Raw genomic sequence first — 25,323 nt, 5'->3', positions numbered from 1 at the left:
CCGCAAGGCGGGTCAGAGCCCCCGCCGACCAAATCCTCCCGGGCCGCGCATCGCGACGGGGAGGAAGCGCCGCTGATGATGGCCGCGGGCCATCATCAGCCGATGGTAGAGCGGGCCTCCGGAAAGGTGGAAGGGAAAGCGCAGCCCCATGCGATCAGGCTCGGCCCACATAACCGTGGCATAGACAATCTCGCCGCCATAGTGGATTTCACAGCGCGAGCGGGCGGGCAGACTACCCCCCACCACCATCGCGCCGCCCTCTGACAGGTCAGCTATGGTGGCCTCAAAGCTTTCCAGCACGCCAACGATGGTGACATCGATGGTCACGGCGGTGCGCGCATGAAAGCGCTGAATTGGTGCAAGTTGCGTATCCATGAGGGCTAGATTGACCTTCTATGGTTAAGGTCCAGTAACCATAATCGTCGGGACTTACCGCAGCGTGCGCCGATTTTCGGCTACATATTGGGCAGATATGCGGTTAAGGCGCTGCGGATGAGCGATATTGATCCCGCATTGCTGCGCGAAGAGGCGCAAAAGTCCAAAGCCTGGCCGTTCGAGGAAGCGCGCAAGATTGCAAAGCGCTATCCGCAGGGCAAGCCCGGCGGCGAAGCAGTCCTGTTTGAAACCGGCTATGGCCCATCGGGCCTGCCGCACATCGGAACGTTTAACGAGGTGCTGCGCACGACGATGGTCCGCCGCGCTTATGAGGCTTTGACCGGCGGTGCGCCAACACGGCTGGTGGCGTTCAGCGACGATATGGACGGGCTGCGCAAGGTGCCCGACAATGTGCCGAACGGCGCGATGCTCGCCGAATATCTGGGCCATCCGCTGACGCGCGTTCCCGACCCGTTCGGCAAGTTTGAAAGTTTTGCCCATCATAACAACGCGATGCTGCGCGATTTCCTCGATCGTTTTGGCTTTGATTATGAGTTCGTCTCATCGACCCAAATGTATCACAGCGGGGCCTTCGACGATCATCTGCGCAATGTCCTGCGAAACTATGATGCCATAATGGCTATCGTTCTGCCCACCTTACGCAAGGAACGCGCAGCCACCTATTCGCCGGTATTGCCGATCAGCGAAAAGAGCGGAGTGGTATTGCAGGTTCCCGTCGAAGTGGTGGATGCTGACGCAGGTCTAGTCCGGTTCGAAGACGACGGCGAAAGTGTCACCCGGTCAATTCTGGGCGGGAAGGCGAAGCTGCAGTGGAAGCCCGATTGGGGTATGCGCTGGGCAGCGCTTGGCGTTGACTATGAGATGCACGGCAAGGATCTGATCGACAGCGCTATGCTTGGTGGCAAGGTCGCCGAGGTGCTTGGCGGGCGCAAGCCTGACGGGCTGATCTACGAAATGTTCCTCGACGAAAAGGGCGAGAAGATTTCCAAGTCGAAGGGCAACGGCATCGCGCTTGAGGAGTGGCTGACCTATGCCCCGCGTGAGAGCGTGGCGCTCTATGCCTATCGCGAGCCCAAGAGCGCCAAGCAGCTGCATCTGGGCATCATTCCGGGTGCGGTCGATGACTATTACAAGTTCCGCGCAGCCTGGCATGACCAGCCTCTGGACAAGCAGCTGGGCAATCCGGCGCACCATATTCACAATGGCGAGGTCCCTAGGGCCGCGCCGCCGGTTAGCTTCGGCCTGCTGCTCAATCTGGTTGGGGTGTTGGGTGTATCGGCGACGAACGAGCAGGTGTGGGCCTATTTGCGCAATTATGTGCCCGACGCGCAGCCCGGACAAGACGCGGAGCTCGATGCGCTGATTGGCCACGCCATTGCCTATAACCGCGATGTGGTGGCGACGACGCTGGCGCGCCGCAAGCCCGACACAGCCGAGGCGGCGGCGCTGGCCGCGCTTGATGCCGAACTGGCGAAGCTGGCCGATGATGCGGCGGCCGAAGATATCCAGACCATCGTTTATGAGGTAGGCAAGGCAGGCGGGTTTGAACAGCTGCGCGACTGGTTCAAGGCGCTGTATGAAACGCTGCTCGGGTCGAGCGCAGGGCCGCGCATGGGCAGCTTTATCGCGCTTTATGGCGTTGCCAATACACGCAAGCTGATTGCGGAAGCGCTAACTTGACCGTTATCGCGGCCCGCATCTATCGCGACGGTCGGCTGCTGACCGAGTTTGATCCGTGCGGCGTCATCCCTCATTTAGAGAATCCGGATGATTTTTTGTGGATTGGGTTGCACGAACCCAGCGACCGCGAACTCATGGCGATTCAGGCGCATTTTGGTCTCCACGAACTGGCGGTCGAGGACGCGCTTGACCCGCGCCACCTGCCGAAGATCGAAAATTATGGCGACCATCTGTTCATCGTGGCCCGCACGATGCATCTGGAAGGGCCACCAGATCAGGCCCGAATCGCATATGGCAACACGGCGATTTTTGCCGGTTTGCGGTTCATCGTCACCGTTCGCCATGGGTCCGAGCGGCACCATATGCCGGTGCGCCAACAGATGGAGGCAACGCCGCGGCTGTTGAAACAAGGTCCTGACTATGTCGTCCACGCTATCCTCGATTTCATTGTCGATGGCTATTTCGAAGTCATCGATATGGTGGAGGAACAGGTGCTGGCGATGGAAGACCATGCACTGGAAAACTTCCTCGACCGGACCGGCACAGCACGGCTGTTCAGTCTGCGCCGCGACCTGTTCCGGGTGACGCGGATATTGGGTCCGATGGAGGATATGGTGGCTCGCGTCATCAATATCGAGCTGCCACAAATCGATAGCGATGCCATTCCCTATTTTCGCGACCTGCTCGATCACGTGCGACGGGTGAATTACCGTGTCGCCGGGCTGCGCGATACGCTGACGTCAGTGATTGAAACCAGCGGGCTGCTCGAACAGCAAAGGCAAGGCGCGATCACGCGGCAATTGGCGGCGTGGGCAGCCATATTGGCGGTGCCGACGGCGATTGCCGGGATTTACGGGATGAACTTCGTGCATATGCCCGAACTGGAATGGAAATATGGCTATTTCCTGGTGGTTGGGGTGATGGCGAGCATCTGCATCGGCCTCTATGTCCGCTTCAAGCGGGCTGGCTGGCTGTAGCGGTGCGCAGCACAGCGGCGTAGCTGGCCGCAATCGTCATCTGGGGATGATGCCCGCGCTGCCCAAGCAGCCGGTGCACCTCGGCCAGCCGGTAGCAGGGCACGCCCATGAACAGATGATGTTCGGCGTGATAATTGACCCAATAGGGCGCGACCGTGGCGCGCTCGAGCATATTGGCTTGCGTCGTGCGGGCGTGAGTGAAGGGATCGTCGCTGCCGACGCTGGTGCAGGCATGTTCGGCAATGTTGCGCAGCCGCAGAAACAGCTGAAAGGTTGTTGCCAGCGCCACGAGCCACAGCAGGAAAGGCGTCCAGCCCCATAGCGCCAGCGAGAGGGCGAGGAGGATCATCTGCACGGTCAGGAAGCGCGCGACAGCCTTGGTCACAATCGCTGCGCCGCCGTTGCTGCCAGTGATTGCCGACTTTTCCCCGTCGTCTCTGTTGAAGGGCGTGCCGGCGCGGATGTCGCGCTGATCGATATCAGATTTTCCGCGAAGCATGGCCTTCAAGCCCATGAAAGCGAGCATGAATTGACTTGATCTTTGTTTCCAGAACGTCCGCCCTGTCAGGTCTCGCAGCATTTTGCGGCGCAAGCTGGCAACGGTGGTCGGGAAGGGGGCCGAAAGCGGCAGATCGGGATCTTCGGGCTGCTGCGTATATTTATGATGGCGCAAATGATAGGTGCGATAGGCGGCGAGGTCCGACCCCGTCGCCGCGCCCGTCAGCCACTGTCCAAGGAAATTATTCGCGCGCCGGTTGGGGTGGAGCAACCCGTGCGCGGCGTCGTGCATCAGGATGGACAGGCCAAGCTGCCGCCCACCAAGCAGCACCAAGGCGAGCGGCGTAGCGGCCATCCCTGCCAGCCAGTGCCATTGCCACGCCCAGGCGGCCCCGAAGGCAGCAAGCGCGACCACCGCCCACGCGTGCAACACCAGCCATAGCCCGCGCGACGGCGACACGCGCGTTACCCTGCGCCACTGCTGGGGCGTGAAGAGGGTATCACTGCGCAAAAGGCGGACGGCGGGCATGACAGGGATTAGAGCGGCATTTTCCCGCCCATGCAATATTATCGTCATCCCGGGCTCGACCCGGGATAACGAGCCACAGCGGTGCGTTATCCCGGGTCAACCCCGGGATGACGAAAGATTAGCTTTATGCCGTCTAATGCCCGCCCTTGGGCGCATATTCATATTCGTTCAGCGCGGCGTTCCACACCAGTTCGTGAATATCCCATTTGGTTGAACCACGCGGCTCCTCCAGCTTTTGCGCGATGATGACCAAATCGCCGTCGGTGCGGACGGTTATCATGCCGTATACGGCGACGTGGCGGTCGCGATACTCCTCCATTTCCTTGGCTATGGCAGCGCGCTCGGCGTCAGACGTCGCGGCGGCGATACGGCTGCGGAAGCCTTCAATGATGGTGACATAGCGCGATAACGGACTGGATTCGCGCGTACTGCGCGCCAATTCAGTCGAAAAGATGAGCGGGCGGATACCGCGGCCATATTTGCCAAAGGCACCCAGCGCATCGGGTCGCGGGTGGCTGTGCGGCTCGGCATCGCCGCTGGAAATGATCGTCGCACTGGCGTCAATCATTTGCAGGAAGGGTTCAGTAAAGTGGTGGCTGCCGTGGTGACATGCCTTGGCGATGTCGACTCGAAAGGTTGCACGTCCGGCGGTGACCGCCGCGTCGAGATCTGCGGTCAGTTGCTGTAACTTGTTGGTCTCGGCGGCGCTCCGCGTGGGTCCCTTGCGGCGCAGCTTCACTGTATCCTGCCACAGCTTTGATAGGCTGCCGGTCAGCGCGCCATGCGCCGAGGCCAGATGATCCTCGGCCTCGGTGTTGAGGTCGCCCCCGAGCAGTATCGACAATTTGCCAAAGGTCATGCGGAAGACAACCGAATGGCCGTTCTTGGTCACGCCTTCATTGCCCAGCTTCTTGAGGCAATAGCGCGTTTGGCCGCCAAAAGTGACATCCTGACCAACAGGGCCCAACAAGGTGAAAACCGGTGCGGCAGGCCCGGTGTAGCCGGGCATGGTGCCATCGCGCACCGACAGCGATGCGATTTGCACATTTGGGCTATTGGCGATGACGGTGCGGAAAGCTGTCAGCAACCTTTTGGTCGTTGTCGAATGCACCGCTGACAACGCCTTCATTTCAGCGTCGCTTTGCACCATTTCCCAGAGAAATTTTTCGCTGCCGACGGTGACATAGCCGCCAATATCCTCACCGCTGGCATAGTTCAGGCCCGCAATCTGGTTGGCGGCGGTAATCGGGCGTTCGACAATGCCGTTGTGGAAGACGCGGTTGAAGCGCAGTTTCGGATTGGCAAAAATCGGGGTTAGCCCGCCATAATGATCCTCGTCGGGATGCGACATAACCACTGTGTCGATGGTGAAGGGGTCGCGCGCACTGGCATCGGCGGGGTCAACGCCGTCAACACCCTTCACCCGGCGACCGCGCAGATTATAGCGCCAGCTCAGGAAGCGCGCCATGTTCGTGCCGATCCCGGCATCGATCAGCAGGACGCGGTCGTCGGGCAGGACGATATGACAGCCATCGCCCTGCCCGATGTCGACGAAATTCACCTCGAGCGGGCGAACCGTGCCATAATCATCCTGATGCAGAAAGCCGGCATCGCCGCGTGCCCTCACCGGGGTCCAGCCATTTGCGTCGGCAGGACCGGTCAGTTCCAGCCAATCGCCCAGCAGCAGATGGTTTTCGGCCGCGGATTTGGGGTCGGCGGCGCTTCGCAGGAACGCTTCGCGCACCTTGATATAGCGGATATTGGACATGGCTTTCCCCTCCGGCTGCGGGGAAATGCTGACACATTTCCCCCGCGTCGGGAAGCTTTGCCCCTAGCGTGACATGGTGATGACCGCCGCCGCCGTTGCAGCGCCAGTCATCACCAAAATGGCTATTTTCCTGCCGCAATCCAGCGGTTGATCTTGTCCTCGAGCACGGCCAGCGGCAGCGCGCCGGTGCCCAGCACCTGTTCGTGGAAGGCGCGGATGTCAAATTTGGCGCCCATTTCGGCCTCGGCCTTTTTGCGCAGCCGCTGGATAGTCAGCGCGCCGATCTTGTACGCCAGCGCCTGGCTGGGGATGGCGATATAGCGTTCGACCTCGGCGGTGGCATCGGTGCGGCCCATGTCGCTGTTCGCCAGCATATATTCGATCGCCTGATCGCGGCCCCAGCCTTTGCTGTGCAGGCCGGTATCGACCACCAGCCGCATCGCGCGCAGCATTTCGTCGCTTAGGGTGCCCATGCGCGCATAGGGGTCCTTGTAGAAGCCCATCTCATATCCCAGCGTTTCGGAATAGAGCGCCCACCCCTCGACATAGGCGGTATTGCCGCCAAAGCGCATGAAGGCGGGCAGCGCTTCATTTTCCTGCGCCAGGCTGATCTGGAAATGGTGCCCCGGCGCGCCTTCGTGCAGGTAGAGCGTCACCATACCCGGCGTGGTGCGGCTGGGCAGGTCATAGGCGTTGAAATAAAAGATGCCGGGGCGCGAGCCATCGGGGGTGCCCGACTGATAGCTGCCGCCTGCTTCGTATTTCTCGCGATATTCCTCATACGGGCGGATTTCGAGCGGGGCTTTGGGCAGCACGCTGAAATAGGTGCCGATGACCGCATCGACCTTTTTGCCGATGTCATAATAGCCCTGCGTCAATGCCTCGCGGCTGGCGGGTTTGAGCTTGGGATCGGTGCGCAGATGGTCGAAAAATTCGAGCAATGAGCCCTTGAAGCCAACCTCGGCCTGCACCTTCTCCATTTCGCGGCGAATGCGCGCAACTTCGCTAAGGCCGATATTGTGAATCTCGTCAGGCGTCATCTTCAGCGTGGTCGAACCTTCGACCAGCTGCTGATAGAGCGCGGGGCCACCCTTCATATGCATCAGGCCCACGCCCTCGCGCGCGTCGGCGAGATAACTGGTCTTGAGATAATCGCGCAGGCGGGTGAGTGCGGGGAACACGCCTTCGGTCAGCGATTTGCGCAAATCGGCGGTGACTCGTGCCTTGTCGGCCTCGCTGAAATCGGCTGGGATTGCCGTGACCGGTCCCCAATAGGGCGATTCCTCCAGCGGCAACGCCAGCTGGGTATCGAGCTGCGCGATAACATTGTTGATGGTCAGCTTGGTTTCGACCACGCCCGAGGCCTGCCCCTGTTTGAAACGGGCGATAGAGCGGTCAATGATTTCAACGAAATTGGCGTGGCGTTTGACGTTGTTGTCATAATCCAGCACCGTTTTGAACGGAGCTGCGCCCTGCGCGCTGGCAAAGCCGGGATAAAAGGTGTGGATGCCGAAGAAGTGATTGATCGGCCGTACATCGGTGAGTGCAAGGATTTCGGGGGTCAGGCCCTTGAGCGCCTCGCGCTGGTTCCAGGCGAAAACGTCATAGACGATTTGGTCGGTAGGGTTGAGCTTCGCCCGGTCGATTTTGGCCAGGTCGGCGAGGTTTTTCTGCGCCGCTGCACGTTCGGCGTCATTATAGGCGTCGGTGCCGAAATCGCCGATTTTGTCGGCGTAACGCATATCGCCGCGGAACAGCGCGCTGATCGGGTTGCGCTTAAGATTGGCCTCATCGTCAGCGGCGAACAGGGCGAACATCTTGTCGCGTTCGGACTGCGCAGCGGTGGCTGCGGGGGCGGTCTGGGCGACGGCGGGAAGGGCGATAGCGGTGGTGCCAAGCAGCGCAGCGGCAAAGAGAGTGCGGATGGTCATGGATGATTCCCTGTAATCTGGCGCGGCGCGCCGATGATGGCGGTGTCTTGCGCGGCTATGGCACCGCACGCAAGCGGCATTGCTGTCGCTGGTCGAAACATAGTCGGCTTTGGTCGATGGCCGGTTGGGCTATTCGACAACCCGCCCGCGCGCCATGACCCATTGGACGCTTTCCAGCGTGCGCACGTCGATAAGCGGGTCACCGTCGACGGCGATCAAGTCTGCGCTATAACCCACAGAAATCTTGCCAATTTCATTTTCCATACCGAGCGCCTTGGCGGCCACGGTGGTGGCGCTGGCCACGGCTTCTTGCGGGGTCAGGCCGAATTTGACGAGCAAGGCAAACTCACCTGCGTTGCGGCCATGTTCGAATACGCCGGCATCGGTGCCAAAGGCGACGGGAACGCCAAGCTGCTTTGAGCGGGTGACCTGACGCCCCGCCGCTTCGACCGCTTGACGGCCCTTGATCTCAACCGTCGGTGTGTAAATGCCCTTGCCCAGCCGTTCGCGCACGCCCTCCAGCGCCATCAGCGTGGGGACCATATAGGTGCCTTTCGCCTTCATCACCTTGAGTGCGGCGTCGTCAGCGAAAGTACCATGGTCGATGGTGTCGATGCCTGCCGCTGCGGCCGCCTCAATCCCGCGCGCGCCGTGCGCATGCGCCATGACTTTCAGGCCCAACGAATGGGCAGTATCGGCAATGGCGGTGAGTTCGGCATTGGTGAAATGCCCCTCCAGTCCGCGCCCTTGCTGTGACAGCACCCCGCCGGTCGCGGTAATTTTGATAACATCGGCCCCCGCGCGGCTGGCTTTGCGCACCTTCTCGGCGCATTCGACCGCACCCGTGCAGGTATAGCCATAGTCGAGCGCGTCATGAACATGCTCGGTAAATCCGGTGACGTCGCCGTGGCCGCCGACGATGGACAGCGCAGGACCGGCAGCGACAATGCGCGGGCCGACGATTATGCCTTCGGTCGTGCCGCGCCGCAGCGAGAAAGCGGTATATTGCGCTGACCCCGCCTCGCGCACGGTGGTGAAGCCTGCCTTGACCGTGATGCGGGCATTTTTGGTACCGACCACGACGCCCCATTCTTCCGGCTCAACCGCTTCGTTGCGATAATCGCCGCCGGGGTCGCCGGTCAGATGGACGTGCAGATCGATCAGGCCGGGAAGCACCGTTTTGGTTGACAGGTCATGGATGATTGCGCCTTCGGGTGCAGGCGTGCGGCCCTGTGCAATAGCAGTGATGCGCCCGTCGGTGACGGTGATGGTTGCGGGGCCGCCGGTGCCGGAGGCCGGGTCTGTGATGAGGCGTCCGGCATAGATGATGCTGGTTTGCGCGGTCGCCGTGCCCCCTGTCAGTGCCAGCGCCGAAGCTGCTGCCAGTATGATTGCCCGCATAAATTCCTCCCTTGATGCCGCGGCATGGTGGCGCGAGTTGCGGGCAAGGGCAAGCGCGCAAGGAAAAAGGCGGCCCTGTATCGCGCAAGGCCGCCCAGTTTCCCGGTAATCCAGAGGGATGGCTTACCAGAAGAAGTCGTGAATCACGTCGACCACTTCGCCCGAATAGATGTCGACGAGCAGCACATCGTCATAATAGCGCACCCAGCGATAGGGGCCGTAGACCTCGGGCAGCCGATAGCTCCACGGGTCGTTGATCCAGTATCGGTTGCTGTAGAAGGGCGCGCCCAGACGGATGCCGATCGAGAAACGCGAATAGCGATGGTCGCGATAGGGCGCATAATAGCGGCCAGCGCGATAATGGTCGCGATACTGGTTGCGATAGCCGTACCAATTGTAACGGCGGTCGTTGCGCCAGCTGCGATTCCAGCTGCGATTGTCGCGCCGGTCGTAACGGTCATAGCGCCCGTCACGATCGCGATCGTAGCGGCGGTCGAGATTGCCGTCGCGGTTGCGATCATAGCGCCGGTCCAACCGGTTGTTGTCGTTGCGGTCCCAGCGGCGATCGAGGTTACCGTCGCGGTTACGATCCCACTGGCGGTCGACCCGGCCATTGCCATTGAGATCCCAGTTGCGATCGACATTGCCATCGCGATTACGATCCCAGCGGCGATCAACATTGCCGTCGCGGTTGCGGTCATAGGACGGTGCGGGCGCGCGCGCATCGGGGCGATAATCGGTTCGTCGGTCAGGGCGCGTACCTTCGCCGCCCGGGCCATTGCCACGCCATTCGCGGCGCGGAGTATCGGGTGCACGCTCGCCTCGTGCCTCGCGGCGTTCGGTGCGGGCTTCCCGGTTCATTTGGCGCACTTCAGGGCCGCGCGGGGCACGTTCGCTGCGTTCGCTGCGGTCAGCATCACCACGACCTTCGCGGCCCTCGCGTTGGGCATAGGCCGATGTGAGCGGGGTAAGGGCGGTCGCGGCCACCAGCAACCCGGCAAGCAATTTCTTCATTTCGGTCACTCCGCCAGTCACCGGCAACGGCCGGGACGGGTCGAGTCGGGGATTAGGCCAATGTTGCTGACGCCGGGCTGAACCGAGATGTCAGGAAGGTGACAGATTAGGCACAGGACCTATCGGAGGCGGGGCGTCAGCGCGGGTACCTCTGCCGCGGCATCCTCGGGGCGGATACCGGGCGGCGGGGCTGCCGCGATGCGATCTTCGCCGCGCAGCACGCGGCCCGCGCGCTTGATTGCGGCGCGGATGCGCGGATAGGTGCCGCAGCGGCAGATGCCGGTCATGGCCGCGTCAATCTCATCATCGCTGGGGTCGGCATTGCGGCGCAGCAGCGCCACCGCGCTCATGATCATGCCCGATTGGCAGAAACCGCACTGCGGCACCTGTTCGGCCACCCACGCCTGCTGAACCGGATGGCTGCGATCACGTGACAGCCCTTCGATGGTGGTGACAAAGCGCCCTTCGCACTCGGCGAGCGTGACCAGACAGCTGCGGATCGCCTGCCCGTCGATATCGACGGTGCACGCGCCGCAATCACCCGTGCCGCAGCCATATTTGGTGCCGGTCAGATTCGATGCGTCGCGCAGCGCCCATAGCAAGGGCGTGTCGGGGTCCATCCGATATTCGATGGGCCGCTCATTGACGGACAGGCGGGGCATCTAGGAGATGTCAGTCGCGCCAGCTGGTGTCGATGCGGTCGACCTTACGCACCATGGCGTCAAATTCGGCGCGGCCGGATTGGCCGGGAATGGCGGCCATATACAAATCGCGCTGGTGCACCGCGATGACCTCGGGCGGCACGGTGATGGCCGCGCCCATGCTGGCGGTCGCCAACTGGATTTCGCATGCGCGCTGCAGCGCCCAATATCTGATAAAGGCGTCGGGCAGCGATTTGCCCATGACGACGGGGCCATGGTTCTTGAGCATTAGGATGCGCTTGTCGCCAAGGTTTTTGAGCAGTCGCTCGCCCTCTTCCTCGCGCACCGTGACGCCTTCAAAATCATGATAGGCCAGCTGGCCCATGAAATTGCATGCATAAAAGCTGGTTGGTTGCAGTCCGCCCTCGCTGCAACATACCGCCATGGTCGCGGTGGTGTGGGTATGGATGATCGCATGGGCGTCGGGCAAATGGCGGTGGAACAGCCCGTGCTGGACAAAGCCCGCCTTGTTGACGTGCCAGGGATTGTCGGCATCCAGCTTGTTGCCGTCGATGTCGATTTTGACCAGGCTGGACGCGGTCACTTCGCTGAAATGCATGCCATAGGGGTTGATCAGAAATGCCCCCTCCTGATCATCCAGCTTCACCGTAATGTGGTTGAAGATCAGTTCGTCCCAACCCATCATCGCAAAAATGCGGTAGCAGGCGGCCAGTTCCTGCCGCGCGGTCCATTCGGCTTCGCTATATTTGCTGTTGCGTTTGAGCTGGGTGGCCATGACATTCTCCCTCGTTGCCGCCGCTATGCCATATCGGGCGGAGGAGCGGCAAGAGGGGTTGCATTTCGGCGGAAATCTGCCTAATGCGCGCCCATTGTCACACCGCCTTATGCGCGGTGCGGCCTGTTTTGCCCCTTTTTCTGGCTGTGGGCTGTCCGCGAATCGCGGCGGCGAGCAGCCTTTTGTGACGGTTCAGGAGTCGGTTGGTTTATGCAGATCATCGTTCGCGACAATAATGTCGACCAGGCGCTGCGCGCTCTGAAGAAGAAATTGCAGCGTGAGGGCGTCTATCGCGAGATGAAGCTGCGCCGCCACTATGAAAAGCCCAGCGAAAAGCGCGCGCGCGAACACGCCGCCGCCGTCCGCCGCGCCCGCAAGATGGAGCGCAAGCGGATGGAACGCGACGGGGTGAAGTAAGTCTTCAAGACTTAGTTGGTTGCCAAAAGGGCGCTGCGGGAGACTGCGGCGCCCTTTTTGCGTCTTTCATCCGTCATTGCGAGCCATAGGCGAAGCAATCTAGGGCAGTGGCAAGCCGCTCTGGATTGCTTCGCTTTGCTCGCAATGACGCGGTTATTTTTGCTAGACCGGCTTCGCCCGCGCCGCCTATAGGCGCGGCTCAATCTGCTTCAGCCAAGGAATAACCCATGAGCGCCACCGCCGTCCCGCTGCGACCCGTTTCGAAGAGCGGCCTTGCGACTTTGTGGATCGGCCTATTGCTGCTCGCTGCGCTGGGTGCGGGTTTTGCTTTTTGGCAAGCGTCGGCAAACCAGATCGGATTTACGACCGTGAAGGCGGGGACTGGACCGTCGCCGACCGATACTGATGTTGCGATAATCAAATATGAAGGGCGGCTTGATAATGGCGATGTTTTTGACGCCCAGCCCGTCGCGCCGTTTCCGGTAGATCGGGTGATACCGGGTTTCAGCCAAGGGCTGAAGCGAACGCAGAAGGGTGGTAAGTATAAGATCGTCATCCCGCCGAAATTGGGGTACGGCGACCAGCCTCAGACCGACCCGCGCGATCCGACGCGGGTGCAAATTCCGGCCAACAGTCGATTGAATTTTGAAATTGAGGTGCTCGAAATCATGCCGTTCGAGCAGTTTGTCCGGATGCAGCAAATGATGCAGCAGATGCAGGGCGGCTCTGGCGGCCCGCCGCCCGGCGCAGGCGCGCCGCCGCCGCGGTAACCTCACTCTCGTCATCCCGGACTTGATCCGGGATAACAAGCCAACACCGGCCCGTTGTCCCGGATCAAGTCCGGGACGACGATCACTTAGGTTTCAGCCCCCCGGCTCGCCCGCGCGGCGTTCTTTTCCAGAAACACCTTGATCATCGCGATGATCGGGTCGGCCAGCGCCAGACCCAAAATGCCGAACAACGCGCCGAACAAGATCTGAGCACCCAGCACCAGCGCCGGAGCCAGGTCCACGGTGCGTTTCGCGACCATCGGCACGATGATATTACCATCGACCGTCTGGACCACGAAATAGACGATCAGGCAGTAGAGCCCTGCATCGACGCTGACCGAAAAACCCACGAGCACCATTAAAATGCCCGAAATCAGCGCGCCGATATTGGGAATGAAAACCAAGAGTCCCGTGAGCACGCCCAGCAAGGTCGCCATGGGGATGCCGTAAATCGCCAGCAAAGCCCAGGTCGCAATCCCTTCCACCAGCATGCCCAAAATGCGCCCCGCCATCAGCCGGCGCAGCGTTTTGCCCATGGCTGCGCTGACATCATAGAAATGCGCGCGCTCGCTTTGCGGCATCAGCCAGCCGACGCCGCGCTCGTACAGGCGCGGCTCGACGGCCAGGTATATGCCGAGCACGACGATGAAGAAGAGCGCAGTGATGCCGCCGACCAACGACGAGACAGCGGCAGTAACGCGCCCGACCGAGCCCATGGCATATTCGATCAGCTGAGAGGGATCGAAATCGGCCTCGGTGAGCCCCTGCGCCCGCGCCCAGGCGAGCAGCCGGTCGATCTGAAGCAATATCGTGTCTTGCAGCGTCGCGGCCTGAGCGACGAGCTGATTGCCCGCAGAGATGAACACCGAGGCAAGGAAGGCCAAAATGGCGAGCAGCACGATGGCCAGCCGCCAGCCGCGCCCGATGGGCAGGACGCGTCCGAGCAGTCTGGCGCCGCCGTCGAGGCCCGCTGCAAAGACCACGGCGGCGAGGATCAGCAGGACCGGCTGCGCGAGCAATACAACCAGCGCGACCAGACTGAGCATGCCGATCCACACGCCCGCGCGCTTGATTTCGTCGCGAATCAGCGGGTCGCGAAACTCGGATGGTCCGGGGGCCTGTGCTTCGGCTTTGTCGTCGGCTGCTTCGCTCATTTCGCCCCCGCTTCGCGATCCGGCCGCAGGTTGGTCCCGGCGCGACCCGAACGCAAGGCATTCCACCAGCTCAAAGGATTGTACCAGACCGCCGTGCCATCGGTGGAAAAGGTGATCATTTCGGCGCGCCCCGATACGACGTCGAACGGCACCGCGCCGCCAAACCCTTTTTCAGCGACCGAGACGCGACTGTCGGCGCTGCCGTCGCGGTTGTCGCCCATCAGGAATAGGTGACCCTCGGGCACCTGATAAGGGCCGAACACGTCGTTGCGATAGTCGGGACCAAGGTCGATGGTGTCGTAACTCACGCCGTTCGGCAGCGTTTCGCGTACGATAGGCGCGTCGATCCAGCGATTGCCCGCAGTGTCGGTGCGGATGCGGCCCATGAAAGCGCTGTCGCCGCCGGGAAGATTGGCATCGACGGGGATGGGCAGCAGCGGCTGGATCTCGCGCTTCACCTTGGTGCCATTAAGGACCAGTTCGCCGCGCCGCATTTCGATGGTGTCGCCGGGCAGGCCGATGACGCGCTTGATATAGTCGACGCGTTGGTCCGGATGCTCGAGCACCACGATATCGCCGCGTTCGGGCAATTTGCCCCACAAGCGGCCCTTGATCTGCGGCGCGAGGTGGAAGCTGACCGAGGCGTAGGACCAGCCATAGGGCCATTTGCTGACCACCAGCCGGTCGCCATTGCGCAGCAGCGGCATCATCGATTCCGACGGAATGTAGAATGGTTTGGCGATGATGGTGTGGATGCCCACCACCAAAGTCAGGATGATGATGATATCGCGGAGGATCTTCCACGGGCTTTCGCGCAGTTCTTGGATGGTGTTGCTCATGGGGAGAGGGGGATCGCTTCCAAAATGACGAACGCCTGCGCCCAGGGATGATCGTCGGTGAGGGTGAGGTGGATGCGGACCGAATGGCCCGCCGGGGTGAGTTCCGCCAGCCGCGCCGCTGCGCCGCCCGTCAGCGCCAGTGTCGGCGCGCCCGAAGGGGCGTTGACGACGCCGATGTCCTTCATAAACACGCCGCGCTTGAAGCCGGTGCCGACGGCCTTGCTGAACGCCTCCTTGGCGGCGAAGCGCTTGGCGAGTGTGCCGGCCTTGGTGAAGGGGCGGCGACCCGCTTTGGCCTGTTCGGTGGCGGTGAACACGCGCTGCTCAAAACGCGCGCCGAAACGGTCGAGCGAGGCCTGGATGCGCTCGATATTGCAGAGGTCGGAGCCGAGACCGATGATCATTTGCGGCTCTCGTCGTGTTCGACATATGCTCGCGTGAATTTGAAAATCAGGCGAGAGAAAGTGTACACGACGCCGCCGAAAAGCATGATGCCTATTCCAAACCCAAAATAGCGCCAATTGAAGGGCAATCCATTGTTCGCATCATTCCAGATGTTAACTCCGATGACTAAGGCGCACCAGAACGGCCAAATGATGAAAAAGCGCTTCATCCAGCGCCATTGAGCTTCAATAAATTCCTGTCGAAAACTCACCGCGCTTCATCCATCAGCGCACGCATCTTCAATATCGCCGCTTCCAGCCCGATGAAAATCCCCTCGCCAATCAGATAATGGCCGATGTTGAGCTCGGCGATTTGCGGGATGGCGGCGATGGGGACGACGTTTTCAAACGTCAGCCCGTGACCAGCATGCGGTTCGATGCCGTTTTTCGCGGCGAGCGCGGCGGCGTCGGCGATACGTTTCAGTTCAGCCTCAGCGCCCTCGCGGTTCCCATCGAGCAGAAGATGCGCATATTTACCGGTGTGAAATTCGACCACCGGCGCGCGCAGGCGAATCGCGGCGTCGATCTGGCGCACATCGGGCTCAATGAACAGGCTGACGCGGATGCCTGCGTCGGCCAAACGCGTGACGATGGGGGCGAGGTGGTTGTGCTGCCCTGCCGCATCGAGGCCGCCCTCGGTCGTTCGCTCCTCGCGCTTTTCGGGGACGATGCAGGCGGCGTGCGGCTTGTGCTTGAGCGCAATGGCCAGCATCTCCTCGCTTGCCGCCATTTCCAGGTTCAGCGGCAGGTCGGTCGCGGCCATGATGCGGGCGAGGTCGTCGTCGCGGATATGGCGCCGATCCTCGCGCAGATGCGCCGTGATGCCGTCGCCGCCGCACGCCGCGACGATTTCCGCTGCACGCACCGGATCGGGATGGTCGCCGCCGCGCGCGTTGCGGATGGTCGCAACATGGTCGATGTTGACGCCAAGGCGCAGATGACCCGTCATACCGCCGCGCGGCTCCCCGGCTTGACGGCGGGGGTTTGCGCCAAGTCGGCGGGAACCTCATCCGGCGCATAGGTCGGGAAATTGATGGCGATCAGCGAGGTGAAGGGCACGCCAAGATCAACGCTGCCGCCCGAACGGTCTACCAGTGCAGCCGCAGCGATGACCTTGCCGCCCTCGGCCTCGATGCAGGCGATGGCCTCGCGCGATGACAGGCCGGTGGTGATGACATCCTCGACCATCAGGATGCGAGCACCGGGCGCAATGCTGAAGCCGCGGCGCAATTCGAAGGTGCCCGTCGGGCGTTCGACGAACATAGCGGGTTTGCCCAGCGCACGGCCCATTTCATGGCCGATAATGACCCCGCCCATCGCTGGCGAAATGACCGCATCAATCTCGGCGCGCAGGTCGCGCGGCAGCTTTTGCGCCAATGCCAGCGCCAGTCGCCCGGCGCGATCGGGGTCCATCAGCACGCGCGCGCATTGCAGATAATGGGCGCTGTGGCGGCCCGATGAGAGCAGGAAATGGCCACTGAGCAGCGCCTCGGCGGCGCGGAACTCGGCGAGAATTTCGTCTTCGGTCATGATTTTGATGGTTCTTTTCGTTGCAGTATGTTGCTTGCCGTAGCGGAAGGGGAGGCGCTGCGGCAAGCGGTTGAAAATAGTGTTAGAGGCGCTTGAGGCCAGCGGCAAGCGGGTCTATAGGCCCCGGAATATCCCGACTGATATGCCGCGTCGCCGCGACATCAGGGCCGGTTCCGGCGGTGCATCCTGCGGGTATGTTTAATTCAGCAAGGGGCAGGCTGCGTCCGCTATGAAGATGTTGAAAACACTGGTTATTGCCGCAACGCTGGCAATCGGGGCGCCCGCGTTGGCGCAAGACACCGCCGCGCCCGCCGCGCCTGCAGCCACTACGGCGGCGCCGGCGACTCCGGCAGCGGCCACTGCGGCACCGGCGACCGAAGCGCCGACACCGGCGGCGGACGCGACCTATGTCCCGATGAAGCCCACCGATGGCATCGGCCAGCCGGTGCAGCGCGGCATTGATTTTCAGCCGCAAGCCACAGATCTCGGCCAGCGCGCCAAAAATTTGAACAATCATGTGCTGCTGCCGATCATGACGGTCGTGGCCTTGTTCGTGCTTGGCCTGTTGCTATGGGTCATCCTACGCTACCGCGCGAAGGCCAACCCGGTGCCGTCGAAAACGTCGCACAACACGCTCATTGAAGTGGTTTGGACTGCTGTTCCGGCGCTGATTCTGATCGCGATTGCTTTCCCGTCGCTCAGCCTGCTCGCTGCGCAGTATAAGCCTGCGAGCGCCGATGCGGTGGTGATCAAGGTTAAGGGTTACCAGTGGAACTGGGGCTATGAATATCCTGACCATGGCATTGGCGAGTTTATTTCGAAAATGCTCGATGAACCCGCCGCCAAGGCATCGGGCGAGCCGTTCAAGCTCGCGGTCGACAATCGTATGGTCGTGCCAGTGGGTCAGCAGGTCAAACTGATCATCACCGGGGCCGACGTGATCCACAGCTTTGCGGTGCCCGCGCTGTGGACCAAGATGGACGCCGTGCCGGGGCGCGCCAACGAGACGACCTTCACGGTGAACAAGCCGGGCGTTTATTACGGCCAGTGCTCTGAACTGTGCGGAGTCGATCACGCCTTTATGCCGATCGCGGTCGAGGCGCTGCCGCCCGAGAAATTCGCCGCCTGGGTGCGGTCAAAGGGCGGCAAGATGCCGGGCGAGGCTGCACCTGCGCCCGCTCCCGCCGCTGTTGCGCCGGCCGCCGCTGCAACCGCTGCCGCTCCCGCCACCGTTCCCGCTGCCGCGCCTGCGGCGGCCGCTACCAACTGAGAGTATTCGCAATGACCGACATTGCCGCCACTGCACCGTCCGAATTTCAGGCGCATGCCCATGCGCATGACGACCATGACCACAAGCCGGGCTTTTTCGTCCGCTGGTTCATGTCGACCAACCATAAAGACATTGGCACCCTCTATCTCATCCTTGCGATTGTCGCGGGGATTATCGGCGGGGCCATTTCGGGCATGATGCGGATGGAGCTGGCTGAACCCGGCATCCAATATCTGCCCGGCTGGGCCGCGATGATGGGCGGCGAAAATAGCGCTACCGCCGGTAAGCATATGTGGAATGTGCTGATCACCGCGCACGGCCTGATCATGGTGTTCTTCATGGTCATGCCCGCGCTGATCGGCGGCTTCGGCAACTGGTTTGTGCCGCTGATGATCGGCGCGCCCGACATGGCCTTTCCGCGCATGAACAATGTCAGCTTCTGGCTAACCGCTGTGGCGCTGGTGATGCTGGTGGCATCGAGCTTCGTGCCCGGCGGTGCGGGCGGCAATGGCGCAGGTACGGGCTGGACCGTCTATGCTCCGCTGTCCACGTCAGGATCCCCCGGACCGGCGGTCGACATGGCGATTTTCTCGCTACACCTTGCGGGCGCGGCGTCGATTTTGGGCGCGGTCAATTTCATCACCACCATTTTCAACATGCGCGCGCCGGGCATGACGCTGCACAAAATGCCGCTGTTCGTGTGGTCGGTGCTCGTCACCGCGTTCCTGCTGTTGCTGGCGCTGCCGGTGCTGGCCGCTGCCATCACCATGCTGCTGACCGACCGCAATTTCGGCACGACCTTCTTTGACGCTGCCGGCGGCGGCGATCCAGTCCTGTACCAGCATCTGTTCTGGTTCTTTGGTCACCCTGAAGTCTACATCATGATCCTGCCCGGGTTCGGGCTGATCAGCCAGATCGTCTCGACCTTCAGCCGCAAGCCGGTGTTCGGTTATCTCGGTATGGCCTACGCCATGGTCGCGATTGGGGTTGTCGGCTTTGTCGTGTGGGCGCACCACATGTTCACCGTCGGCATGAGCGTGAATCTGAAGATGTATTTCACCGCCGCGACGATGGTCATCGCCGTGCCGACGGGGATCAAGATTTTCAGCTGGATTGCCACCATGTGGGGCGGATCGATGAGCTTCAAGACGCCGATGGTTTGGGCGCTGGGCTTCATCTTCATGTTCACTGTGGGTGGCGTAACCGGCGTCGTGCTCGCCAATGGCGGTGTCGATACCAACCTGCACGACACCTATTATGTTGTCGCGCACTTCCACTATGTGCTGTCGCTGGGCGCGGTCTTCTCGCTGTTCGCTGGTTTCTATTACTGGTTCCCGAAAATGTCGGGCAAGATGTACAACGAGTTCCTGGGCCAACTGCATTTCTGGGTCTTCTTCATCGGCGTGAACGTGCTGTTCTTCCCGATGCACTTCTTGGGCAACCAAGGGATGCCGCGCCGTTACCCTGACTATGCCGCAGCCTATTCCTATTGGAACGAAATTGCGACGACCGGCTATTTCATCATGGCCGTCGGCGTGCTGATTTTCTTCGTGAACATCGCTTGGGCGCTGGTGGCGGGACGCAAGGCCGCTGACAATCCGTGGGGCGAGGGGGCGACGACGCTGGAATGGACGTTGCCTAGCCCGCCGCCGTTCCACCAGTTCAACACGCTTCCGCGCATCGCGTAATTGGACTCAATCCTGCCCGGTGACATCATCGGGCGGGGCAGGGCATTTGGACAGATTATGGCAAGCAGCCTGACCACCGCGGCCACGATGCCCGCCGACTGGCGCGACCTGTTCGCGCTGACCAAGCCGCGCGTCATGTCGCTGGTGGTGTTCACTGCGCTGTGCGGGATGCTCGCCGCGCCGTCACCGGTGCATCCGGTACTGGGCTTTGCATCAATCCTCGCCATCGCGCTGGGGGCAGGGGCTTCGGGTGCGCTCAACCAATGGTATGAGGCCGATATCGACGGCGTGATGAAACGCACCAGCAAACGCCCGCTGCCCGCCGGGCGGATGGAACGCGACACTGCGCTGCATTTCGGCGTAGGCCTTTCTGCTTTTTCTCTGCTGCTGATGTATGTGGCCAGCAATTTGCTGGCGACCATCATCTTGGCCGTTGCCATTCTGTTTTATGTGTTCGTTTACACCGCCTGGCTTAAGCCGCGCACGCCGCAGAATATCGTCATCGGCGGTGCCGCCGGGGCTTTCCCGCCGCTGATCGGCTGGGTCGCGGCAACTGGCGAGCTGGCCGCGCTGCCCGTGTTGTTGTTCCTGCTGATCTTCCTCTGGACACCGCCGCATTTCTGGGCGTTAGCGCTGTTCATGAAGTCCGATTATGCCAAGGCGGGCATCCCGATGCTGCCGGTGGTTGCCGGTGAACGCACGACACGGCATCAGATTTTGCTCTATTCGCTGATCATGACGGCGGGTGCAGTGGCACCGTGGCCGCTGGGTCTAACCGGCGCGGTTTATGGCGTGACGGCCGCCGTGTTGAGCGCAGTTTTTTGCCTGCTTGCGGCCGACGTGGCGCGGCGCGAGACGCAGGTCGACGACAAGATGAAGCCTGAAAAACGGCTGTTCACCTTTTCGCTTTTCTATCTGTTTCTGCTCTTCGCCGCCGTGGTGATCGATCGCTGGGTGCTGGCATGACCAACGAGCCGTTCGACGAAGCCGCCTATCGTGCGCGCCAGCGCAAGAATGCCAACGTGACGGCATTAATCCTCATTGCGCTAGCCGTGCTGTTTTTCGCAATCACCATTGCCAAGCTGGGGCTGGCGACATGATGGCGCTGACCGCCAAGCGGCGCACGGCGCTGATGGGCTTTGGCCTTGCTGCCTTCATGGTCGGGCTCGGCTATGCCGCCGTGCCGCTTTATGACCTGTTCTGCCGCGTGACTGGCTTTGGCGGCACGACGCAGCGCGTCGACGAAGCGGCGCTGGCAAGCCCGCCCAAGGTGCTGAGCCAAACGATTTCGGTGCGTTTCGACAGCAATGTCGACCGCGACATGCCATGGCATTTCAAACCCGAACGCCCGCGCGACCGGATGAGTATCGGAGCGCGCGACATGGCAATTTTCATCGCGCGCAACGATTCGCTGAACCCTGTGCGCGGCATAGCCAGTTACAATGTCACGCCGGTGGCGGCGGGCAAATATTTTAACAAGATCCAGTGCTTCTGTTTCACCGATCAGGTGCTGGAGCCGGGGCAACAGATCCGCATGCCGGTGCTGTTCTTTGTCGACCCCGCGATCAAGGATGATCCGGATACGCGCGACATTCAGGAAATTACGCTGAGTTACACCTTCCACCGGGTGGACGAGGCAAAGAAGCCGAGTTAAGGCCCGCGAGAAATGTTATAAGTCACGGGTCCGCTGCGATGGTGCTGACGGACCCACAAGTTGGGGAAATGCGACATGGCCGGTGACGCCAAACAGCACGATTATCATCTGGTCAATCCAAGCGTCTGGCCGCTGATTGGGTCAATTGCGGCACTGACCATGTTCTTTGGCCTGGTCATGGTCATGAACGACGACTTCTTTGGCCCCAGTGGAAAATGGGTCATGGGGCTGGGTGTCGCCGGGCTGATTGCGACCTTCTTCAGCTGGTGGGCGGACGTCATTAAAGAGGCGCACTCGGGCGACCATACGCCGGTAGTGCAGTTGCACCTGCGCTATGGCATGATCCTGTTCATCGCTTCCGAGGTGATGTTCTTTGTCGGCTGGTTCTGGGCCTGGTTCGATTTTTCTCTGTTCCCCGAGCCCGTTCAATATGTCGACGGTGCCGTCGAAAGCCTGTTTGGTCAGGATGGCGCAGCGCTGATCGCACAGTGGCCGCCTAAGGGCATCGAGGTCATCGACGCCTTTTCGCTGCCGCTGCTCAATACGCTGATCCTGCTGTGCTCGGGCACCACCATCACTTGGGCACACCACGCGCTGATCAACGGCGACCGTGAAGGGCTGAAGAAGGGCCTGTGGCTGACGATCATCCTCGGCGCGGTATTCTCGGCTATCCAGGCATATGAATATGGTGTTGCTCCGTTCGCCTTTGGCGAATCCAATTACAGCTCGGCCTTTTACATGGCGACCGGGTTCCATGGTTTCCACGTGCTGGTTGGCACCATCTTTTTGATCGTGTGCTTGGCGCGCGCGTACAAAGGCCATTTCACCCCGCGCCAGCATTTCGGTTTTGAGGCCGCCGCCTGGTATTGGCATTTCGTCGACGTGGTGTGGTTGTTCCTGTTCATCGTCGTCTATGTGTGGGGCGGCTGGGGCGCGCCGGTCCATTGATGGCTCCGGCTGAGCGAGCAGAGAAATGACGGGCGCGGCGGCCGAATGGCACCTGGCTCAGATCAACATCGGCCGCCTGGTGGCCGAAGCGGGCGACCCGCGCGTACAGCCATTTTTCGGCGCGCTCGACCGGATTAATGCCGTTGCTGAAGCCAGCCCCGGCTTTATCTGGCGGCTAAAGGACGACAGCGGCAATGCCACGGCGCTGCGGCCGACGCCTGACCCGCTGCTCGCGGTCAATATGTCGGTCTGGGCCGATGCCGAGGCGTTGTTTGCTTATGTCTATCGCAGCGCGCACACACCCGAAATGGCGCGCCGCCGAGAGTATTTCGAACGGTTTGACGGGGCCTATCAGGCGCTTTGGTGGGTGCCCGCAGGGCATATCCCAACCATTGAAGAAGGGCTGGCGGCCCTGTGGCGGCTCGATCGTTATGGTCCGACGCCGCAGGCCTTTACCTTCAAGGCGCGCTTTCCCGCCCCCGGCGTTGGCGGCCCGCCTCTCGACATGCAGCCTGACCCTTGGTGCGCGGGGCGTGCCTGACGGCCCGGACAGTGGGTCTTCGCATCCCAATATTGTGCGGGCCGCCCTTTTTGGTTTTTGCCCGCAGTGCAGCGCGCCTACGCTGTTCGATGGCCCGCTGAAAATTGCCGATCGCTGTCCCGATTGTGGCAATGACCGCAGCGCGAATAATGTCGGTGATGGTCCCGCCGCATTTCTGACGATGATAATCAGTGCGGTGGTGATTGCGCTGGCCATGAGCCTCGAATTCGCACTCTATCCGCCCTTCTGGGTGCATGTCGTCCTGTGGGTGCCATTTACCATTGCCGCTGTGGTTGGGGGCTTGCGCTTTGCCAAGGGGTTGCTGTTCCATGCCGAGGTCCGGCGCGGCGCACGCGAAGGGGTGCTCGCCGATGACGAATGAGCCGGTTCGTATGCGCTGGCCGCTGATCCCGACGCTGCTGGTCCTTCTTGCTGTTGCCACCATGATTGCGCTTGGTGTCTGGCAATTGGGACGCAAGGGTGAAAAGGAGGCGCTGATTGCGCTGCACCAGCGCAATGCGGCGATGGTGGAAGAAGTGACATTTCCCGTGCTCGCGCCGGTCGAGGATAGGTTGCTCTATCGCCGCAGCCGTGCGACCTGCCTAGAAGCGGCTTTCCACAGCCAGCGTGGCGGGCGCGATGCCAAGGGCGCTTCGACCTATCAATTGATTGTCGATTGCCGCACCGGAGCAGAAGGGCCGGGGGTGCTGGTAAGTATTGGCACCGACCCGGACCCTGCGCGGAAGGTCGACTGGAAGGGTGGCGAAGTGGCGGGGATCATCGTTCCCGGGCCCGATCAGCCGGGGTTGATTGAGCGCCTTAGCGGCACAGCCACGCCTGCGCGCGCGATGTTGCTGGCTGATCCGCCCGTGGCGGGCTGGGCGGCCAGCGCGCGGCCCGCACCCGATGACGCGCCAAACAATCATCTCGCCTATGCCGTACAATGGTTTTTGTTCGCGGGCGCGGCGGCGCTTATCTATTTCCTCGCGCTGCGCAAACGCTTGCGGGGTTAGAGCCTCGCGTTTAGGCGGGGGCCACCATGGATTATATCAGCACCAGAGGTAGCGCGCCCGCACTTGATTTTCGCGGCGTCACGCTCACCGGTCTCGCCAGCGACGGCGGGCTCTATGTCCCGCGCAGCTGGCCGCAATTCAGCGCCGATGACATCGCCGCATTGGCGGGCCTCGATTATATCGAAACCGCCGTTCGCGTCATGTCCCCCTTTGTCGCGGGCAGCCTCAGCGAGGAGGAACTGCGCACCCTTTGCAAGGCGGCCTATGGCAGCTTTGCGCATGATGCGATCACGCCACTGGTCCAGCTCGATGGACGGCATTGGCTGCTGGAACTGTTCCACGGGCCAACGCTGGCGTTCAAGGACGTCGCGCTGCAATTGCTGGGCCAGCTATTCGAACGCTTCCTGACGGGCTCCGACCAGCAGCTGACCATCGTCGGCGCAACGAGCGGCGATACCGGCTCAGCAGCGATCGAAGCCGTGGCAGGGCGGGAAGGCATGCGTATCTTCATGCTCCACCCCGAAGGGCGCGTCAGCGATGTGCAACGGCGCCAGATGACGACGATCCTCGCCCCCAACGTCCATAACGTCGCGATTCAGGGTAGCTTCGACGATGCGCAGGCGATGGTGAAGCGCATGTTCGGTGATGCGGAGGTGACCGGCGCGATCACGTTGTCGGCGGTGAACAGCATCAATTGGGCGCGGTTGATGGCGCAGGTCGTCTATTATTTCTATGCCGCTGTCCGGCTCGGCGCGCCACAGCGCCGCGTCGCGTTCAGCGTACCGACGGGCAATTTTGGCGATGTGTTCGCGGGCTATGCCGCGGCGCGTATGGGTTTGCCAGTGGAGCGGCTGATAGTGGCGACCAACGTCAACGACATATTGCATCGCGCGCTGACCCGCGGCGACTATAGCACGGGCGCGGTCACCCCGACCGCCACACCCAGCATGGACATCCAGGTGTCGAGCAATTTCGAACGGCTGTTGTTCGACCTGGCTGGGCGTGACGGCGTGGCAATTGCTGGCATGATGGCGGGTTTTGAGGCGAGCCGCGCGTTGACCATCCCCGCCGATATGCTGGCCGGGGCGCAGGGGATGTTCAGCAGCGTGCGTGTCGATGCCGACGGTATGGCGCTGGCACTCGCGCATGCGCACAGCCGTCATGCGATGCTGATCGATCCGCACACGGCTGTGGGCTATGCGGCGGCGCGTACGGTGGCCAGCGATCTGCCCGCCGATGTCCCCATGGTCACGCTGGCCACTGCCCACCCTGCCAAGTTCCGCGACGCGGTCGAGCGCGCAACCGGCCAGCGGCCGGGCCTGCCCGCACGGGTCGGCAATTTGTTCGACCGCGAGGAGCGATTTGAACGGCTGCCCGGGAACTATGACGCGGTGAAGGCCTTTGTCCTCGCCAACGCGCGATGAG

The 25,323-nt window shown here is 61.7% G+C and carries 28 protein-coding genes; 14 read left to right on the top strand and 14 right to left on the bottom strand.

Going from position 1 to position 25,323, the window contains the following annotated elements; translation table 11 throughout:
• Positions 1-12 precede the first annotated feature (12 nt).
• A complete protein-coding gene (locus tag AC2TC0_RS11285; protein ID WP_484717627.1) occupies positions 13-375 on the bottom strand; it encodes a PilZ domain-containing protein in 363 nt (120 codons plus the stop codon).
• Positions 376-492: 117 nt separating this feature from the next.
• Here AC2TC0_RS11285 and AC2TC0_RS11280 point away from each other — a divergent pair, with 117 nt between their 5' ends.
• On the top strand, positions 493-2,076 hold the full coding sequence (locus AC2TC0_RS11280; RefSeq protein WP_484717626.1) for a lysine--tRNA ligase: 1,584 nt from the start codon (positions 493-495) through the stop codon (positions 2,074-2,076).
• Positions 2,073-3,053 (top strand): magnesium and cobalt transport protein CorA, encoded by a 981-nt coding sequence (locus AC2TC0_RS11275; RefSeq protein ID WP_484717625.1) that lies wholly within the window; start codon positions 2,073-2,075, stop codon positions 3,051-3,053. The genes AC2TC0_RS11280 and AC2TC0_RS11275 overlap by 4 nt, the downstream gene beginning before the upstream one ends.
• On the opposite strand, the gene AC2TC0_RS11270 is transcribed toward AC2TC0_RS11275, so the two are convergent.
• The 7 genes from AC2TC0_RS11270 to AC2TC0_RS11240 form a co-directional block, all read right to left on the bottom strand.
• Positions 3,031-4,080, bottom strand: a complete 1,050-nt coding sequence (locus tag AC2TC0_RS11270) for a fatty acid desaturase (protein ID WP_484717624.1) — start codon at positions 4,078-4,080, stop codon at positions 3,031-3,033. The two genes, AC2TC0_RS11275 and AC2TC0_RS11270, sit on opposite strands and share 23 nt — an antisense overlap.
• Before the next feature lie 133 nt (positions 4,081-4,213).
• A complete protein-coding gene (locus AC2TC0_RS11265; protein ID WP_484717623.1) occupies positions 4,214-5,848 on the bottom strand; it encodes a ComEC/Rec2 family competence protein in 1,635 nt (544 codons plus the stop codon).
• Between the two features lie 122 nt (positions 5,849-5,970).
• Positions 5,971-7,779, bottom strand: a complete 1,809-nt coding sequence (locus tag AC2TC0_RS11260; RefSeq protein ID WP_484717622.1) for a DUF885 domain-containing protein — start codon at positions 7,777-7,779, stop codon at positions 5,971-5,973.
• A 129-nt stretch (positions 7,780-7,908) separates the two neighbouring features.
• Positions 7,909-9,180 carry a metal-dependent hydrolase family protein gene (locus tag AC2TC0_RS11255; protein WP_484717621.1) on the bottom strand — a complete coding sequence of 424 codons (1,272 nt, stop codon included), beginning with the start codon at positions 9,178-9,180 and terminating at the stop codon, positions 7,909-7,911.
• A 123-nt stretch (positions 9,181-9,303) separates the two neighbouring features.
• Positions 9,304-10,194 (bottom strand): RcnB family protein, encoded by an 891-nt coding sequence (locus AC2TC0_RS11250; RefSeq protein ID WP_484717620.1) that lies wholly within the window; start codon positions 10,192-10,194, stop codon positions 9,304-9,306.
• A 119-nt stretch (positions 10,195-10,313) separates the two neighbouring features.
• The gene (locus AC2TC0_RS11245; protein ID WP_484717619.1) at positions 10,314-10,856 is read right to left on the bottom strand and encodes a (2Fe-2S)-binding protein; all 543 of its coding nucleotides are present in this window, start codon (positions 10,854-10,856) and stop codon (positions 10,314-10,316) included.
• 10 nt (positions 10,857-10,866) lie between these two features.
• Positions 10,867-11,631, bottom strand: coding sequence for a class II aldolase/adducin family protein (locus AC2TC0_RS11240; RefSeq protein ID WP_484717618.1), 765 nt, complete (start codon positions 11,629-11,631; stop codon positions 10,867-10,869).
• 210 nt (positions 11,632-11,841) lie between these two features.
• Here AC2TC0_RS11240 and rpsU point away from each other — a divergent pair, with 210 nt between their 5' ends.
• Complete coding sequence (gene rpsU, locus AC2TC0_RS11235; RefSeq protein ID WP_484717617.1) at positions 11,842-12,048, top strand: 30S ribosomal protein S21; 207 nt, start codon at positions 11,842-11,844, stop codon at positions 12,046-12,048.
• Between the two features lie 227 nt (positions 12,049-12,275).
• On the top strand, positions 12,276-12,818 hold the full coding sequence (locus AC2TC0_RS11230; RefSeq protein WP_484717616.1) for an FKBP-type peptidyl-prolyl cis-trans isomerase: 543 nt from the start codon (positions 12,276-12,278) through the stop codon (positions 12,816-12,818).
• Positions 12,819-12,904: 86 nt separating this feature from the next.
• On the opposite strand, the gene AC2TC0_RS11225 is transcribed toward AC2TC0_RS11230, so the two are convergent.
• Genes AC2TC0_RS11225 through pyrE form a run of 6 tightly spaced genes read right to left on the bottom strand, consistent with a single transcriptional unit; the run spans position 12,905 to position 16,784 of the window.
• Positions 12,905-13,972 carry an AI-2E family transporter gene (locus AC2TC0_RS11225; RefSeq protein ID WP_484717615.1) on the bottom strand — a complete coding sequence of 356 codons (1,068 nt, stop codon included), beginning with the start codon at positions 13,970-13,972 and terminating at the stop codon, positions 12,905-12,907.
• A complete protein-coding gene (gene lepB, locus AC2TC0_RS11220; RefSeq protein ID WP_484717614.1) occupies positions 13,969-14,811 on the bottom strand; it encodes a signal peptidase I in 843 nt (280 codons plus the stop codon). Before lepB ends, AC2TC0_RS11225 begins: the two co-directional genes overlap by 4 nt.
• Complete coding sequence (acpS, locus tag AC2TC0_RS11215) at positions 14,808-15,215, bottom strand: holo-ACP synthase (protein WP_484717613.1); 408 nt, start codon at positions 15,213-15,215, stop codon at positions 14,808-14,810. The genes lepB and acpS overlap by 4 nt, the downstream gene beginning before the upstream one ends.
• Positions 15,212-15,466 carry a hypothetical protein gene (locus tag AC2TC0_RS11210; protein ID WP_484717612.1) on the bottom strand — a complete coding sequence of 85 codons (255 nt, stop codon included), beginning with the start codon at positions 15,464-15,466 and terminating at the stop codon, positions 15,212-15,214. The genes acpS and AC2TC0_RS11210 overlap by 4 nt, the downstream gene beginning before the upstream one ends.
• Complete coding sequence (locus tag AC2TC0_RS11205; protein WP_484717611.1) at positions 15,463-16,203, bottom strand: pyridoxine 5'-phosphate synthase; 741 nt, start codon at positions 16,201-16,203, stop codon at positions 15,463-15,465. Before AC2TC0_RS11205 ends, AC2TC0_RS11210 begins: the two co-directional genes overlap by 4 nt.
• Positions 16,200-16,784, bottom strand: a complete 585-nt coding sequence (gene pyrE / locus AC2TC0_RS11200; RefSeq protein ID WP_484717610.1) for an orotate phosphoribosyltransferase — start codon at positions 16,782-16,784, stop codon at positions 16,200-16,202. The genes AC2TC0_RS11205 and pyrE overlap by 4 nt, the downstream gene beginning before the upstream one ends.
• 229 nt (positions 16,785-17,013) lie before the next feature.
• Here pyrE and coxB point away from each other — a divergent pair, with 229 nt between their 5' ends.
• From coxB to thrC, 10 genes are all read left to right on the top strand, one after another.
• Positions 17,014-18,054 (top strand): cytochrome c oxidase subunit II, encoded by a 1,041-nt coding sequence (coxB, locus tag AC2TC0_RS11195; RefSeq protein ID WP_484717609.1) that lies wholly within the window; start codon positions 17,014-17,016, stop codon positions 18,052-18,054.
• 11 nt (positions 18,055-18,065) lie between these two features.
• Complete coding sequence (gene ctaD, locus AC2TC0_RS11190) at positions 18,066-19,742, top strand: cytochrome c oxidase subunit I (protein WP_484717608.1); 1,677 nt, start codon at positions 18,066-18,068, stop codon at positions 19,740-19,742.
• Between the two features lie 57 nt (positions 19,743-19,799).
• Positions 19,800-20,708 carry a heme o synthase gene (locus AC2TC0_RS11185; RefSeq protein WP_484717607.1) on the top strand — a complete coding sequence of 303 codons (909 nt, stop codon included), beginning with the start codon at positions 19,800-19,802 and terminating at the stop codon, positions 20,706-20,708.
• Positions 20,705-20,842, top strand: a complete 138-nt coding sequence (locus tag AC2TC0_RS11180; protein ID WP_484717606.1) for a hypothetical protein — start codon at positions 20,705-20,707, stop codon at positions 20,840-20,842. The genes AC2TC0_RS11185 and AC2TC0_RS11180 overlap by 4 nt, the downstream gene beginning before the upstream one ends.
• Positions 20,839-21,396 carry a cytochrome c oxidase assembly protein gene (locus AC2TC0_RS11175; protein ID WP_484717605.1) on the top strand — a complete coding sequence of 186 codons (558 nt, stop codon included), beginning with the start codon at positions 20,839-20,841 and terminating at the stop codon, positions 21,394-21,396. Before AC2TC0_RS11180 ends, AC2TC0_RS11175 begins: the two co-directional genes overlap by 4 nt.
• 75 nt (positions 21,397-21,471) lie before the next feature.
• Entirely contained in the window at positions 21,472-22,344 is an 873-nt protein-coding gene (locus tag AC2TC0_RS11170) for a cytochrome c oxidase subunit 3 (protein ID WP_484717604.1), read from the top strand.
• Positions 22,345-22,369: 25 nt separating this feature from the next.
• Positions 22,370-22,885, top strand: coding sequence for a DUF3291 domain-containing protein (locus AC2TC0_RS11165; protein WP_484717603.1), 516 nt, complete (start codon positions 22,370-22,372; stop codon positions 22,883-22,885).
• Positions 22,886-22,919: 34 nt separating this feature from the next.
• Positions 22,920-23,267: a DUF983 domain-containing protein gene (locus tag AC2TC0_RS11160; protein WP_484717602.1), complete on the top strand. Its 348-nt coding sequence runs from the start codon at positions 22,920-22,922 to the stop codon at positions 23,265-23,267.
• Positions 23,257-23,898 (top strand): SURF1 family protein, encoded by a 642-nt coding sequence (locus AC2TC0_RS11155; protein WP_484717601.1) that lies wholly within the window; start codon positions 23,257-23,259, stop codon positions 23,896-23,898. Before AC2TC0_RS11160 ends, AC2TC0_RS11155 begins: the two co-directional genes overlap by 11 nt.
• 26 nt (positions 23,899-23,924) lie before the next feature.
• Entirely contained in the window at positions 23,925-25,322 is a 1,398-nt protein-coding gene (gene thrC / locus AC2TC0_RS11150; protein ID WP_484717600.1) for a threonine synthase, read from the top strand.
• Position 25,323 lies beyond the last annotated feature (1 nt).

The sequence above is a fragment of the Sphingopyxis sp. sgz302558 genome, from assembly GCF_057220455.1.
Note: the sequence above shows the minus strand (reverse complement) of the source record. Positions and strands in the feature narration are given on the sequence as shown.

Coding starts and splice junctions, on each gene's coding strand:
- AC2TC0_RS11265 (WP_484717623.1), bottom strand. CDS start 5,848: ATGTCCAATATCCGCTATATCAAGGTGCGCGAAGCGTTCCTGCGAAGC.
- AC2TC0_RS11225 (WP_484717615.1), bottom strand. CDS start 13,972: ATGAGCGAAGCAGCCGACGACAAAGCCGAAGCACAGGCCCCCGGACCA.
- AC2TC0_RS11270 (WP_484717624.1), bottom strand. CDS start 4,080: ATGCCCGCCGTCCGCCTTTTGCGCAGTGATACCCTCTTCACGCCCCAG.
- pyrE (WP_484717610.1), bottom strand. CDS start 16,784: ATGACCGAAGACGAAATTCTCGCCGAGTTCCGCGCCGCCGAGGCGCTG.
- ctaD (WP_484717608.1), top strand. CDS start 18,066: ATGACCGACATTGCCGCCACTGCACCGTCCGAATTTCAGGCGCATGCC.
- thrC (WP_484717600.1), top strand. CDS start 23,925: ATGGATTATATCAGCACCAGAGGTAGCGCGCCCGCACTTGATTTTCGC.
- AC2TC0_RS11250 (WP_484717620.1), bottom strand. CDS start 10,194: ATGAAGAAATTGCTTGCCGGGTTGCTGGTGGCCGCGACCGCCCTTACC.
- acpS (WP_484717613.1), bottom strand. CDS start 15,215: ATGATCATCGGTCTCGGCTCCGACCTCTGCAATATCGAGCGCATCCAG.
- AC2TC0_RS11280 (WP_484717626.1), top strand. CDS start 493: ATGAGCGATATTGATCCCGCATTGCTGCGCGAAGAGGCGCAAAAGTCC.
- AC2TC0_RS11260 (WP_484717622.1), bottom strand. CDS start 7,779: ATGACCATCCGCACTCTCTTTGCCGCTGCGCTGCTTGGCACCACCGCT.
- AC2TC0_RS11245 (WP_484717619.1), bottom strand. CDS start 10,856: ATGCCCCGCCTGTCCGTCAATGAGCGGCCCATCGAATATCGGATGGAC.
- AC2TC0_RS11285 (WP_484717627.1), bottom strand. CDS start 375: ATGGATACGCAACTTGCACCAATTCAGCGCTTTCATGCGCGCACCGCC.
- lepB (WP_484717614.1), bottom strand. CDS start 14,811: ATGAGCAACACCATCCAAGAACTGCGCGAAAGCCCGTGGAAGATCCTC.
- AC2TC0_RS11240 (WP_484717618.1), bottom strand. CDS start 11,631: ATGGCCACCCAGCTCAAACGCAACAGCAAATATAGCGAAGCCGAATGG.
- AC2TC0_RS11170 (WP_484717604.1), top strand. CDS start 21,472: ATGGCCGGTGACGCCAAACAGCACGATTATCATCTGGTCAATCCAAGC.
- AC2TC0_RS11230 (WP_484717616.1), top strand. CDS start 12,276: ATGAGCGCCACCGCCGTCCCGCTGCGACCCGTTTCGAAGAGCGGCCTT.
- AC2TC0_RS11165 (WP_484717603.1), top strand. CDS start 22,370: ATGACGGGCGCGGCGGCCGAATGGCACCTGGCTCAGATCAACATCGGC.
- AC2TC0_RS11175 (WP_484717605.1), top strand. CDS start 20,839: ATGATGGCGCTGACCGCCAAGCGGCGCACGGCGCTGATGGGCTTTGGC.
- coxB (WP_484717609.1), top strand. CDS start 17,014: ATGAAGATGTTGAAAACACTGGTTATTGCCGCAACGCTGGCAATCGGG.
- AC2TC0_RS11180 (WP_484717606.1), top strand. CDS start 20,705: ATGACCAACGAGCCGTTCGACGAAGCCGCCTATCGTGCGCGCCAGCGC.
- AC2TC0_RS11255 (WP_484717621.1), bottom strand. CDS start 9,180: ATGCGGGCAATCATACTGGCAGCAGCTTCGGCGCTGGCACTGACAGGG.
- rpsU (WP_484717617.1), top strand. CDS start 11,842: ATGCAGATCATCGTTCGCGACAATAATGTCGACCAGGCGCTGCGCGCT.
- AC2TC0_RS11155 (WP_484717601.1), top strand. CDS start 23,257: ATGACGAATGAGCCGGTTCGTATGCGCTGGCCGCTGATCCCGACGCTG.
- AC2TC0_RS11205 (WP_484717611.1), bottom strand. CDS start 16,203: ATGACGGGTCATCTGCGCCTTGGCGTCAACATCGACCATGTTGCGACC.
- AC2TC0_RS11185 (WP_484717607.1), top strand. CDS start 19,800: ATGGCAAGCAGCCTGACCACCGCGGCCACGATGCCCGCCGACTGGCGC.